General features: G+C 34.3%; 9 protein-coding genes, 1 tRNA gene and 5 pseudogenes. 10 read left to right on the forward strand and 5 right to left on the reverse strand.

The window, feature by feature from the left end; all coding sequences use genetic code 11:
- Positions 1 to 34: 34 nt before the first annotated feature.
- The 9 genes from atpG to rnc all read left to right on the forward strand — a co-directional run bounded on the left by atpG (position 35) and on the right by rnc (position 9,492).
- Positions 35 to 907, forward strand: a complete 873-nt coding sequence (gene atpG / locus OPR24_RS01100; protein WP_265033516.1) for an ATP synthase F1 subunit gamma — start codon at positions 35 to 37, stop codon at positions 905 to 907.
- 18 nt (positions 908 to 925) lie between these two features.
- Positions 926 to 2,260 (forward strand): TldD/PmbA family protein, encoded by a 1,335-nt coding sequence (locus tag OPR24_RS01105; protein ID WP_265033517.1) that lies wholly within the window; start codon positions 926 to 928, stop codon positions 2,258 to 2,260.
- 174 nt (positions 2,261 to 2,434) lie between these two features.
- Positions 2,435 to 2,686, forward strand: coding sequence for a cold-shock protein (locus OPR24_RS01110; protein ID WP_064124857.1), 252 nt, complete (start codon positions 2,435 to 2,437; stop codon positions 2,684 to 2,686).
- A gap of 35 nt (positions 2,687 to 2,721) precedes the next feature.
- Positions 2,722 to 3,948: a DEAD/DEAH box helicase gene (locus OPR24_RS01115; protein ID WP_458694316.1), complete on the forward strand. Its 1,227-nt coding sequence runs from the start codon at positions 2,722 to 2,724 to the stop codon at positions 3,946 to 3,948.
- 204 nt (positions 3,949 to 4,152) lie between these two features.
- Positions 4,153 to 6,459, forward strand: coding sequence for an AAA family ATPase (locus OPR24_RS01120; protein ID WP_265033519.1), 2,307 nt, complete (start codon positions 4,153 to 4,155; stop codon positions 6,457 to 6,459).
- Between the two features lie 64 nt (positions 6,460 to 6,523).
- On the forward strand, positions 6,524 to 7,420 hold the full coding sequence (locus tag OPR24_RS01125; protein ID WP_264329045.1) for a class I fructose-bisphosphate aldolase: 897 nt from the start codon (positions 6,524 to 6,526) through the stop codon (positions 7,418 to 7,420).
- A gap of 5 nt (positions 7,421 to 7,425) precedes the next feature.
- Positions 7,426 to 7,497, forward strand: a tRNA-Cys gene (locus OPR24_RS01130).
- Positions 7,498 to 7,635: 138 nt separating this feature from the next.
- On the forward strand, positions 7,636 to 8,703 hold the full coding sequence (locus OPR24_RS01135; RefSeq protein WP_265033520.1) for a quinone-dependent dihydroorotate dehydrogenase: 1,068 nt from the start codon (positions 7,636 to 7,638) through the stop codon (positions 8,701 to 8,703).
- Between the two features lie 90 nt (positions 8,704 to 8,793).
- Positions 8,794 to 9,492: a ribonuclease III gene (gene rnc / locus OPR24_RS01140; protein WP_265033521.1), complete on the forward strand. Its 699-nt coding sequence runs from the start codon at positions 8,794 to 8,796 to the stop codon at positions 9,490 to 9,492.
- Between the two features lie 33 nt (positions 9,493 to 9,525).
- Here rnc and OPR24_RS01145 read toward each other — a convergent pair.
- From OPR24_RS01145 to OPR24_RS01165, 5 genes and pseudogenes are all read right to left on the reverse strand, one after another.
- Positions 9,526 to 9,853, reverse strand: a pseudogene (locus tag OPR24_RS01145) (transposase family protein); the annotation flags it as partial.
- A gap of 142 nt (positions 9,854 to 9,995) precedes the next feature.
- Positions 9,996 to 10,538 carry a hypothetical protein gene (locus OPR24_RS01150; protein WP_265033522.1) on the reverse strand — a complete coding sequence of 181 codons (543 nt, stop codon included), beginning with the start codon at positions 10,536 to 10,538 and terminating at the stop codon, positions 9,996 to 9,998.
- Between the two features lie 311 nt (positions 10,539 to 10,849).
- Positions 10,850 to 11,155, reverse strand: a pseudogene (locus OPR24_RS01155) (phospholipase D-like domain-containing protein); the annotation flags it as partial.
- Positions 11,156 to 12,167: pseudogene (locus OPR24_RS01160) on the reverse strand (IS630 family transposase).
- A gap of 190 nt (positions 12,168 to 12,357) precedes the next feature.
- Positions 12,358 to 12,581, reverse strand: a pseudogene (locus OPR24_RS01165) (hypothetical protein); the annotation flags it as partial.
- A 54-nt stretch (positions 12,582 to 12,635) separates the two neighbouring features.
- Here OPR24_RS01165 and OPR24_RS06575 point away from each other — a divergent pair.
- Positions 12,636 to 12,769 (forward strand): annotated as a pseudogene (locus OPR24_RS06575) (IS3 family transposase); the annotation flags it as partial.
- Positions 12,770 to 12,850: the final 81 nt, after the last annotated feature.

The following is a 12,850-nucleotide window of genomic DNA, read 5'->3' on the forward strand; positions in this document are numbered from 1 at the left end:
TTATATATTTTAATAAATCAGGGTTGTATACAAAATGAAGAGCTTAAAGGAATTATCCTTAAGAATTAAGAATATTAGGTCTGTACAGAAAACCACGAAAATAATGCAAATGGTTTCTGCAGCAAAGTTATTACAAAGCCAAAAGAAATTATCAAATTCAAAATTATATATATCTAAGCTGCATAGCATTATTTCTTCATTAATGCTATCAGTTGATCAAAAATTACTGGCAAAAATTCTAAATATCAGTAATGACGGTTCTTACCTAGTATTCATTGTTGCGTCTGATCGTGGCTTGTGCGGCAACTTTAACTCTTCTATTGTCAAATTTAGTCAAGAGCATGTAAATAAGTCAATCGCAAATGGCAAAAAAGTAGATATTGTATTTCTTGGTAAAAAAGCTTTTGATGTAGGTAAAAATAGATTTGACTCTAAAAGTATCTTAAAAATTGAAAATAGTAAGGGGATCGCGTTAAAGCACATAGAAGCTTTGGTTGATGGTATAGATTTAAGTAAATACGATAAAGTTAAAGTTTTTTATAGTAAATTCTATAATACCTTCACGCAAAAACCAATGTTGGAAACAATAAAACCATGGAGTGAAGACTCATCCTTGATTGACAACTCTCTGGCTGGTCCAACAACAGATTACGGCTATGAGTATGAACCACAAAATATTGAATTTATTTTAAAATCTTTGGTTCAAGATTACGTTGTAATTGCTCTTTACTCTGCTTTGCTTGAAAGTGCAACAAGTGAGAATAGTGCTAGGATGGTTGCTATGGAATCAGCAAACAGAAACACTAAAGAGATGCTGAACAAACTAGCATTGCTTTATAATCGTTCTCGTCAAGCAGCAATTACAACTGATTTAATTGAAGTTATAGGTGGTGCAGAGTCTTTATAAAAATCTAAGGAATAGAAAATGAATATATTAAATATTGCAGCAGATATCACTAAATTAATAAAAAAGCAGAATCAAGATGCGGAAGTTACAATATATGAAACTAATAAGACTTCAGTTTCTCAGCGTCTATCAAAAATTGAGCAAATATCACAATCTAAAAATTGCACTGTAGGAATCAGAGCTATAGCAGGTAAAAGCAAAGCTGCGTATATTTCTACAAACGATTTGAATAATCTTAGTGATACGGTAAGCCAAGTGGTAGAAATGGCAAAGAATGCGCCAGAAGATCCTTGCATTAATTTTGCTGTAAATGGTAGTAATTATATCTCTTCTGCAGATTTAAGTATCTCAGATAATAATGTTGTAACCGTTGATAACCTAAAAGAAATTGCTGAAGCTGCAGAAAATTCAGCCCTTGCACATAAGAGTATCACTAATTCTGAAGGAGCCTATTCTTCATACGCTTTAGTGAATACAGTATTATCGACTGTTTCTGGTTTTATTGGCTCGTTTAGTAAATCAACCTTTGCTAATCAGGTCTCTGTTGTTGCTGGAAGAGAAAGTGAAATGAAGGTTGGTTACGATTATGATATAGCATGTAATTTTAGTGATTTAAAGTTGCCAGAGTTAATGGGAAAAGAAGCAGCAAAGAGAGCAGTTGATCAATTGAATTCACGTACAATTAAAACTGGTAAATTTCCAGTTATTTTTGAAAAAAGAGCAGCAAAAGGGCTAGTAAAAAGTTTTGCTTCTGCTATAAATGGGAGCAGTATTATAAGCAACAGTTCTTTCTTGAGGGGTAGTTTAAACGCTCAGATTTTCAACGATAGAATTAATATTATCGATGATCCATTGTTGCCAAGAGGCATAGCATCGAGACCATTTGATGGAGAAGGGATAACTAGCAAGAAAAATATATTTGTAAAAAACGGAATATTACAAAATTGGATTTTAGACTTATACTCGGCTAGAAAATTAGACTCAGAAACAACCGGAAGTGCAACTCGTGCAAGTAATGCTGCAGTTATTCCTGCAGCTAGTAACCTCTACATTGAGAATGGTAATGTATCGTTTGAAGAATTAATTCAGGAAGTGAAAGAGGGAATATATGTAACTGATTTATTTGGTTTTGGTGTTAATTTAATCAATGGCGATTACAGCCAAGGCGCTTCCGGATTTTTTATAGAAAATGGAAAAATAACGTACCCAATACATGAGATTACCATTGCTAGCAATTTGAAGGATATGTTTAGCAATTTAGTCGTTGCAGATGATCTAACTTTTTGTGGGCAATTTAATTCACCAACGATTAAAGTTAGCGAAATGACGGTTGCAGGTTCGCTTAACGATTAAAAAATTTATTTGCATTAAGTACAACAATTGTGTATTATTATCATGTAATGTTAAGAATAGACTATGGAGTATAAAGGTTTAGTTTCAATAGCTAAGCTTAAAGCATTCTCAATCGTAATTTCAAAGTTTTTCATCACATTAGTAATGTTAGTTAATAATTTAGGAGTTGTTTAAATGGAATTTGGTAATGTAAAATGGTTTAATGCCGAAAAAGGCTATGGTTTCATCAAGCCAGAAGGTAAAGGGGGTGACGTTTTTGTACATATTAGCACGTTGGAACGTTCAGGAATAAGGCCTGAGACACTTAAAGGAGAGAATAAAGAGAAGGGGATAAAAGGAGAAAGGGTGAGTTATGAGGTTAAAGAGGAGCGCGGTAGAAACGGAGAAGATAAAAAATCTGCAATAAATTTAAGATTGGAAGATTAATCTATTATGAAGTCTTTTAATAGGGTTAACGTATTGTGAATAATTTTCATGAGATGGGTCTCCCAGCTTCGCTTACACAAGCTCTAGATAAAAATAATCTTTTCGTCCCAACTCCGATTCAAATACAAGCGATTCCCTTAGCGCTACAAGGTAAAGATATTCTTGGTTCTGCTCAAACGGGAACTGGAAAAACTTTGGCATTTGCTATTCCGTTGGTTGCTAAGTTGCTGAATGAGCCTAACACTGGTTCAGCTTTAGTCATCGTGCCAACCAGGGAGCTTGCGCATCAGGTAACAAATGAGATAAGAAAACTCTTATTTCAAAATTCTGCACTAAGGGTCGCTTTATTGATTGGTGGTGAGCCTATTTTTAGGCAGCTAAATCAGCTTCAGAAAAAACCACAAATTGTAATAGGTACTCCTGGTCGTATTATAGACCATATTGAGCGTAAAACTTTGATTACTCGCAATGTTAGCGTTCTTGTGCTTGATGAAACGGATCGTATGTTTGATATGGGCTTTGGAATTCAAATTGAAGGGATCATGAAATATCTGCCAAAAATACGGCAGACTCTTATGTTTTCTGCAACTCTTCCTAGTGATATAGTTAAACTTACTGAGAAGTACCTTAATCGACCAGAACGTATTTCTGTTGATTGTGAGACTACAACTTCTGTAAAAATTAAGCAAGAGATTGTTTATGCATCAGAATCAGAAAAATATGAAAAGCTTGTTACACAACTATGTCAGCGCGAAGGGTCAATCATTATCTTTGTCAAAACAAAGCAAGGAGCGGATCAGTTAGCTAGCAGATTGCACAAAGATGACTATAGCGCTTTAGCAATTCATGGTGATTTAAGGCAGCACAAGCGCGAAAGGGTCATTAATTCTTTTCGTCGTGGCCGCAATCAAATCATGGTTGCAACAGATGTTGCTTCTCGCGGCCTTGATATTCCCCACATTCAACATGTTATCAATTATGATGCACCACAATCGCAAGCTGACTATATTCATCGTATAGGCAGAACTGCACGTGCTGGAGCTGAAGGGCATGCGCTATCTTTTGTTACACCTCAAGATAAGAGAAGACTGCCTGCATTAGCAGACAAAGAAGGAGAGCCAAATTTTGATTGTAGTGTGCAATTTAAAAAACGTAATAGCAAAAAGGTCTTTAAAAGGCTAAGTACATTAAAGACTAAATACGGTAGAAAAAAGATCAATGCATTTAAGAAGAAAAGCAGAGTACTAGAAAAAGCGTATTAAATAGGATTTACCTACAACTTGATAAGCGTAAAACTCGTCATTCCGCTACTCATTAGCGGAATCTATGTTGAGATATCGCGGTGCTATTACGTAGATCCAGAGTGGGGATTCAAATTGGCTACAGCGAACTGCTGGATTTCAATTTTTTTAATAATTGCGTGTTATTCATTATATATGAGTTCCCACTTTTAAAGAGAATAGGAGATGATTTCCAAAAACTTAGAGGCAAGTTTGAATAGAGCGCTACTCATTGCTTCTAATTTTAATCTAAAATATGCGAAAGTAGAACATTTATTGCTGGCGTTAACTAAAGACGTGGATGTAAATTACGTTTTATCAAGATGTAATATCAGAGCCGATGAAATCATCAATATGGATAACATTCTATCAAGATGCAATATTAAGGCTAATGATTATAATAATAATATAAAAGGGTTTTTACAAAGCAGTTCTGAATTGATTATCAGTGGAGTTAAACCTAGCTCAATGTTTCAATGCATAATACACAGAGCAATAATACGGGCTCATAGCTTGGGGAAAAAAGAAATAAATGGAGCAAGTGTTCTAGTAGAAATTTTGTCTGGGCAAGATTTATACGTTGAAGATCTATTGCAGAAACAAAGTGCGAAAGATTCCAATTTGATTTACCATATATCTAATATGAAATACTCTAACGATATAGATGAATACACCACCAATCATAAAGTAAAACTTGATAAAAATAATGATGCTCCTACTACAGTAAATAAAGGTGAGCTACTAAAAGATGAGGAAATTCTACAAAGTTATTGTAAAAATTTAAATGACTATGCAAGAAGCAAAAAAATAGATTATGTTATTGGTCGTGATTATGAATTAAATCGCACTATAGAAATATTATTGAGGCGTAGAAAAAACAACCTTTTATATGTTGGAGACCCAGGTGTTGGCAAAACAACAATAGTTGAGGGTTTGGTATTGAAGATCATTGAAGGCAGTGTTCCCAATGCGCTCAGGTCCAGTATAATTTATGCTTTGGATTTAGGATCACTCCTTGCAGGGACACGCTACAGAGGTGATTTTGAAGAGAGAATAAAATCTATAATAAAAGCGATTGAGGTAAAACCAGGTGCTATCCTTTTTATTGACGAAATACACACTATCATTGGAGCAGGTTCTACAAGTGGTAGCTTTCTTGATGCAGGTAACCTACTCAAACCTGCGCTTGCAAGAGGTACACTACGTTGTATAGGTGCAACTACATATAGAGAATACAGCACTAGTTTTGAAAAAGATAAAGCACTAGCGAGAAGGTTTCAAAAAATTAATGTTAAAGAATCTTCTGTTAATGAAACGATAAAGATACTAGATGGCATAAAGCACTACTATGAAGGGTATCATGGAGTATATTATACAAAGAATGCCATTAGGTCTGCGGCTGAACTTTCGCATAAGTATATTACTGGGCGAATATTACCTGATAAAGCGGTTGATGTTATTGATGAGGCAGGGGCATATTGTAAATTGCTAAGAAACAGGGGTAAAATTGTAAATAGTAGAGATATTAAGAATACCATTACTAGAATTACAAATGTGCCTTGCGGATCTGAATCTGATGATTTGCAGAAAGTAAAGTCTTTAAAAGCTAATCTAGAAAAGGTGATTTTTGGCCAAGAGCAGGCAATAGAATCTCTTGTTAATTCTATTAAAATTGCTAAATCTGGGTTGAGAAATTACAATAAGCCTTTAGCAAATTATCTTTTTGCAGGGCCAACCGGTGTTGGTAAAACCGAGCTAGCAAAACAATTAGCAGAAAGCATGGGCATGAATCTTATACGCTTTGATATGTCCGAATATATTGAATCTCATACGATATCAAGGATGATTGGTTCTCCTCCTGGATATGTAGGTTATGATCAGGGTGGATTACTCACAGAGTCTGTATCTAACAATCAATATAGTGTTGTGCTGCTTGATGAAATTGAAAAGGCCCATAGCGATATCTATAATATATTGCTACAAATTATGGATTATGGTTGTGTTACAGACACTTACGGACGTAAAGTTAACTTTTCCAATATAATTTTAATTATGACAACTAATGCAGGAGCAGTTGAACGCAGCAAAAGTTTTGTTGGCTTTGGGCATAAAAATTTTAACATTGGTGATAGCGAAAAAGCAATAGAACAGGTTTTTAGCCCTGAATTTCGTAATCGTCTTGATGCGATTATTTCTTTTTCTGACTTAAGTACGGATGTGATTTTGCATATTGTGGATAAATTTGTCCTAGAACTGAAAAAGCAACTGACGCAAAAAGGCATAAACTGCTTAGTAGAGGATGAAGTGAAATCTTATCTTGTACAAATGGGTTATAGTAAGGAAATGGGAGCACGTCCGATAGAGAGACTTATTGAAAAAGAGATAAAAAGTTACTTAGCGGAAGAAATACTGAATTGTAAATTAACAAAAGGAAAGAAACTAAGAATCTATATGAATAAAGTAGAAAATAAAATTGCTTTTGATATAGTTTAAAATCCTTGTATTGAACTTCATCTTTGTTACAATTTATAACTTAAATTTAATTTGAATTATAGTGATAAGTGATAAAGTAAAACAAGTCCTAAGCTACTACGAAAGTGAAAACCCGGGGGTAAAAGCAAATCTTACTCGTATTCTCATGCATGGAAAGCTTGGCGGTACTGGCAAGTTAGTGATTCTGCCAGTAGATCAAGGATTTGAGCACGGGCCAATAAAAAGCTTTGAAGTTAACCCTGATGCTTATGACCCACATTATCATTTTCAGCTTGCAGTTGATTCGGGAGTAAGTGCATATGCTGCTCCACTTGGTATGATTGAAGCTGGTGCTTCAACTTATGCTGGAATGCTCCCACTTATTTTGAAACTTAATAGTTCCAACTCCTTACATTCAAAAAATCTGACTTCTGATCAAGCAATAACCTCTTCTGTGAAAGATGCACTGCGTTTGGGCTGCTTGGCTGTTGGATTTACTATATATCCTGGTTCTGCTAAGTGTTTTGATATGATGGAAGAAGCCCGTGAAATCGTAGCTGAAGCCAAATCTTATGGGCTTGCAGTAGTGCTATGGTCTTATCCACGTGGTGAAGGAATTTCCAAAGAAGGTGAAACAGCAGTTGATGTTATTGCCTATGCTGCGCACATAGCAGCTTTACTTGGCGCTAATATAATCAAAGTAAAACTTCCAACTAAATATTTGGAAAGGGAGAAAATAGAAACAGAAAATATTGAATCATTATCTAAAAGAATTGAATATGTTAAAAGATCTTGTTTTGCAGGGAAAAGAATAGTAGTTTTTTCTGGTGGCGAATCGAAATCAGTGAATGACATATGCAATGAAGCGAAAGAAATTAAGCAGGGTGGTGGTAATGGTTCAATCATTGGACGTAACACTTTTCAACGCAAAAGGGAGGAAGCTTTATCTATGCTAAAAGATATAATGGATATCTACACATAAAAAATGGCTGGGTGGCAGAATGGCTTATGCGGAGGACTGCAAATCCTTTTATACCGGTTCAATTCCGGTCCCGGCCTCTTTCATTTTCTATATCTTGTAAAAGTTGCTCAATTCAACAGTAGCTTTAAGTGTGTAACCTACAGAGAAAGCTTATCCATTATTCATAAGTAAAATCAATTTCTTTTCAAGTTATGGTTATACTCTTATAGTGTTGCATGGTAAAAAATAAACTAAAAATAAGCAAAGTGTTTTACAAAATGATATTACGTAATTTATTGTTTTTACTGCCGCCTGAAGTTGCTCACTCTTTGGCAATCATGGCATTAAAGAAAATACCTTATAAGAATCCTATAGAGCTGCCAGAATCTTTGAGTGTGAATTTTTTTGGTAATAAGCTCAGAAGCCCCGTGGGCCTGGCTGCAGGTTTTGACAAAAATGCAGAAATTATAAGACCTATGCTTTCATTTGGTTTTGGGTTTATTGAAACTGGTACTGTAACTCGTAATCCACAATATGGAAACAAAAAACCAAGAATTTTTCGGTTAATTAAAGATCAAGGGGTAATTAACAGATTGGGATTTAACAATAAAGGAATAGACTATTTTCTTAAACAAATAGATGAAACCAAGCTTGATGACTGCATTTTTGGCATAAATATAGGAAAAAATAGTGCATCGAAAGACCAAATTAGTGATTATGTTGATTTAATAAAGATGGTATATGGAAAAAGCAATTATATAGTGCTGAACATCTCGTCTCCAAACACGCCTAATTTACGCAATCTGCACAATAAGCAAGAATTATCGAAATTGTTGAAATCCATAACTCTAACCCGGAAATCAATTGATAGTTCTGCAATAATATTAAAAATCTCACCAGATATAGATCAGCAAACGAAAGAAAATATCGCTGAGCTTGCGTTGGAATATAAGATTGACGGATTAACAGTAAGCAACACTACGGTAAGTAGAGATAATCTGCATTCCCACCACAACGAAAGTGGCGGATTGAGTGGCAAACCACTGTTCAAACTTTCAACCGAGTTATTGGGCGATATGTACAAATTTACTAAGGGCAAAATATTATTGGTAGGGTGCGGAGGAATCTCAAGTGGTGCTGATGCATATAAAAAAATAAAGGCAGGAGCCTCTTTGGTGCAGTTGTACACTGCTCTCATATACCACGGACCTCAAGTTGTAAACAAAATTAATCTAGAACTTGCAGAACTAATAAGGAGAGATGGATTTAGTAACATTAGTGAGGTGGTGGGTTGTATACATTAATTTTGGAAGTTGGTGGTATTATTTTAATAAAATAAAACTAATTCTCTGGTATAAAGGTGGTAGAAAGTGCTTTTCTTTTAAATAATGGGTATGAAGAGTTTGAATTATGCAATATCTAAGATCATTGATTATAAATTTACAAATTATGCAATATTAGAAGAGGCACTAACTCACCCAAGCGTAAATAAAAGGAATAGCAAAAACCAGATTGTAAGCTACGAAAGACTAGAGTTTTTGGGCGATAGTGTTTTGAATATGGTCGTATCTGCCATACTGTTTAAACTATTTCCTGAAGAAAAAGAAGGAGCATTGGCAAAAAGAAAGACGGATTTAGTTTGTGGCAACACCATTGCTAATGTTGCTAAAGAAATAAAATTAGGCAGCTTTATCATCATGAATAATAGTGAACGCTGCAATGGAGGGAGATGTAATCTAAAAAATTTAGAAAACTCGCTTGAAGCACTAATAGGTGCAATTTATATTGATGGCGGACTTGAAAATGTTGAAAAATTTATTACCCAATATTGGGAAAAGCTAGCTAAAGGCATGCTTGACCCCCCTCAAGATCCTAAAACCTCACTGCAAGAGTGGACTCAGAAAAACAAATTGCCTTTACCAGAGTATGAGCTTGTAAAACAAACTGGACCAGCGCACAATCCTGAATTTACTATATCAGTTTGCATAGAAGATTATGGTAAAGTTTCTGTATGTGCTTCTAGTAAAAAGATTGCTGAACAAAAAGCTGCTGAGTTGATGCTAGAAAAAATTGGAAAAGACGCTTCAGTTTAGGCAAAATAGGCATTAATAGACTTCTTTCAAAATTCATATAAGGAGCTCAAAATTGTGGATAGCAGCAATCAAATTAAATCTTAAACCAAAACGTTTTCGTCGGTTTCTATGTCTATCGGAAATGATTTTAAACCTTTTCAATTACGTTTTCAACTATTGCCCTTTGGATCATAAGTGTTCTGTTCTCTTTTTTTTGTTCTTTGCTTAACGGATTCTTTTTCATTTTCCTGTGCGGTAATACAACATTTTTGTGTATCTTCTGCATTTCCCTGTAGCCGGCATCAGCTAAGGTTTTAGTTTGTGGCAATACTGCTACCTTTGATTTTCTAAACATCCGAAAATCATGTTTTCTACCATTCGCTCAAATGTTGCTTTTTTTACCCCTGTTAAACGTCAAAACTTTTCTCCTTCTAACTTTTCTATTTCCTTATATTTCATGCTTTCAAATACTTGATCTTACACCCCCTCTAACAATTTTGAAAGAAGTCTAGTGAATGGTCACGTTAAAACATGTTTTTAAATTTTTGCCAAAATCCTGGTTTATTATCATTAACCTTTGTAAATGTTATATTTAAACTGTATTTCGGATCATTTGGCACGTCGTATTTTATGCTAAATGTTGAAACTTTATCGTTATTGTAAATGTGTACATCATCATATGATAGCTTTGTTGTGTAACACTTTACATGCTTTTGCTTATCATACACTAAATCACCTGACTCCCTTTCTAGTTCCACAAATTTCGTTTTTTTCTGACATTGCTTCATTTTTATTAAATCCTTATCTAGTGATATTGAAACTGGCAACGTATTTCCAGCATATTCTTTAGCTAAAAGTTCACTTTGAGGATACATTTTTATTTCCCTGCCAAAATGTGAGTCTATGAAATTATTACTCCAAAATTTATCGCCAGAATGCACGTACTCATCAGTAGCATACGGCACCCCACCATAACTGCATTGAACTTTGTAATCTCCAACACCGTTGTTTTGAAAAAAATCATGAATGGCAGTGTAGCTACCGGCAGCATCATTTATATAATCCATTACTTTATTCCTTAAACTTTTAGTTCATTATATCATAATCATTATGCCAATCAATCAAAAAAGCTCTCCCTTGCTGTTTTTAAAACCGATTTTGAGCAAGCGCTCTCGATTAGTTGGGAGCGTATTTATAAGCATACGCGTCAAGTTAAGGCCCAATATAGCACCATTTAAAGTGGGTATCTTGTTTGTTACATTTATTTTTTTGGAAATTTTGATCTAAAATAAGATAATTCTTTTAGAAGAGTCTATAAATTACTAGCTTTATTACTTAATATCTAAAATAATTTTTACCACTTTTCTTTTTCCTTATGCTACTTTCCCTTAACTTGACGCGTATGGTATTTATAAGATTGTGACATTCGTGCCTCCCAGTTTTTCACATACTGCTGAATCAATTCAGGATAATCTGTAATAATTAATAAATTTTCAGCATTTCCTTTTTTAGCTGTCTTACTAAGGTTAAATGACCCTGTGATGACTTTTTGATTGTCAACAATCATTATCTTATTATGAGCAATCTTTGGCTTATCATCGATCCAAATTGGTACTCCACCTGAAAATAATTCATTTATAACACTATATTTTGAGTAGAGTTGCGATTTATCTAATACCAATTCTCATTGTTGGTCAGTCAAATAGGAGAAATTGCAGAGTTGTTTAATTGTGGAGCTGGCAAGAGAAGTAATAAATTTGCACAAAGCACCCTAAAGCAGAGCAATTGTATCGTATATTTTATTGCGCAAAATGTTCTGTTTTATATATAACCAAAGCCTCTCAACAAGATTTAGCTCAGGTGAATATGTAGGTAGGTATATAATGTCGATATTTTTAGGTACCTTTAAATTTTTTGACCTATGCCAACTAGCACAGTCCATAACGAGAAAAGCCTCTCGTGTTTCTAGATATTGCGACATCTGCTCAAGAAATATGTTCATGCAATCAGTGTTGACATTTGGTGCAAATAAGCTAGAACTCTCTCCATTTCTAGGATTAACCGCACTATAGAGATAGAAATTTTGCCTAACTAATTTTGTTTTAACCTGTGTTCTAATCCCCTTTTTAAACCACCCATGTCCAACCTTTGAATGTGTGCCAAACCTTGATTCATCAAAGAAAAATAGCTCTTTTTCTGGATACTTGCTAATAGCTCCATTGAGATTTTTTTTTGAATTCCTCTTGTTTGCTTTTATCTTGTCCATTATGAACTGGTCTGGGTGTAATATATGAGAATTTCATCTTTTGCATATAGCGGTGTACTGTAGATTTGCTGATATTTAATCCGAACTTTTCCTGGATTCTTATTCTCATTTCTTTAATGGTAATATTAGGATTTTCTTCTATCCACTCTTCAATTTGCCGTAGTTGATCCTGATTTAATTTAGTTTTTCTACGCCGTTGTGGAGGAGTAAACAGTTTTTCTTCTCTGCCAAATTTCAAGAGTTTTACCCACGAAGTTAGTGCGCTTCTTGAAATACAATATATTTTTGCTACAGCCGCTATACTGTGCTTTTTTGCTGCAATTACAGCATTTAGTTTTTTTGAAACATATGCATTGTTCCTTACTTTCTTCAGCATTTCTTTTGCTGATTCTACTACTTTTTCATCCAATAATTTTGATCTTAATGCCATTTATACCTCGCTACTTCACTTACTTTAGTATGGCTTTTTTTCCATTATTGTCTATCCGTTCTTTGTATAGTGGGAATTGGTATTAGTTCATAAAGGTAGAGACAATGTTGAGGATGAAATAAACAGCATTGAAAAAATCTGGAAATATATGAGATACTTTTCGAATATGGTTTTAAATGCTAACTATAGATTAAAAAAATAACAAGAAAAAGGGTAAACTCCAGTATTTGTAACCGTTCACGGATTGTGAGAATGAATAAGGAACTAGGTCCAAAGTGTGATGGTATGGATTTAGTATAAATAATTCAGGATGCTTGTGTCCACTGGTTACATATAAATTCATAAGGTTTTGAGAGTTTTGAGTCTTTTTGTGTAATTGTAAGCCATAACAAAGTTGTAAAGGTGTAACCATAATTCCTCCTTCGATGGCAATTTCTTATATATCATACCATCACACTTTGGAACTGTACACCTAAGCACTCCGTTCAACAAGCTAGAACTGCTATATTTGAATACATAGAAATTTTTACAAAAAACAGCGTAGGCATTCTGCTATTAATTATTGCATTCCTGAACATTGTGATTCATCATTCTTTTTGTAAAAAATTTTCTTAACTTTCTCTCCACTTTTTCTGGGTAAGGTCACAGAATTTTTTACTGGAAATCTTAATTTTGTCTTAGCA

The organism is Wolbachia endosymbiont (group A) of Sicus ferrugineus, assembly GCF_947251515.1.
Classification (GTDB): domain Bacteria; phylum Pseudomonadota; class Alphaproteobacteria; order Rickettsiales; family Anaplasmataceae; genus Wolbachia.

Coding starts and splice junctions, on each gene's coding strand:
- atpG (WP_265033516.1), top strand. CDS start 35: ATGAAGAGCTTAAAGGAATTATCCTTAAGAATTAAGAATATTAGGTCT.
- OPR24_RS01105 (WP_265033517.1), top strand. CDS start 926: ATGAATATATTAAATATTGCAGCAGATATCACTAAATTAATAAAAAAG.
- OPR24_RS01110 (WP_064124857.1), top strand. CDS start 2,435: ATGGAATTTGGTAATGTAAAATGGTTTAATGCCGAAAAAGGCTATGGT.
- OPR24_RS01120 (WP_265033519.1), top strand. CDS start 4,153: ATGATTTCCAAAAACTTAGAGGCAAGTTTGAATAGAGCGCTACTCATT.
- OPR24_RS01135 (WP_265033520.1), top strand. CDS start 7,636: ATGGTAAAAAATAAACTAAAAATAAGCAAAGTGTTTTACAAAATGATA.
- rnc (WP_265033521.1), top strand. CDS start 8,794: ATGAAGAGTTTGAATTATGCAATATCTAAGATCATTGATTATAAATTT.
- OPR24_RS01150 (WP_265033522.1), bottom strand. CDS start 10,538: ATGGATTATATAAATGATGCTGCCGGTAGCTACACTGCCATTCATGAT.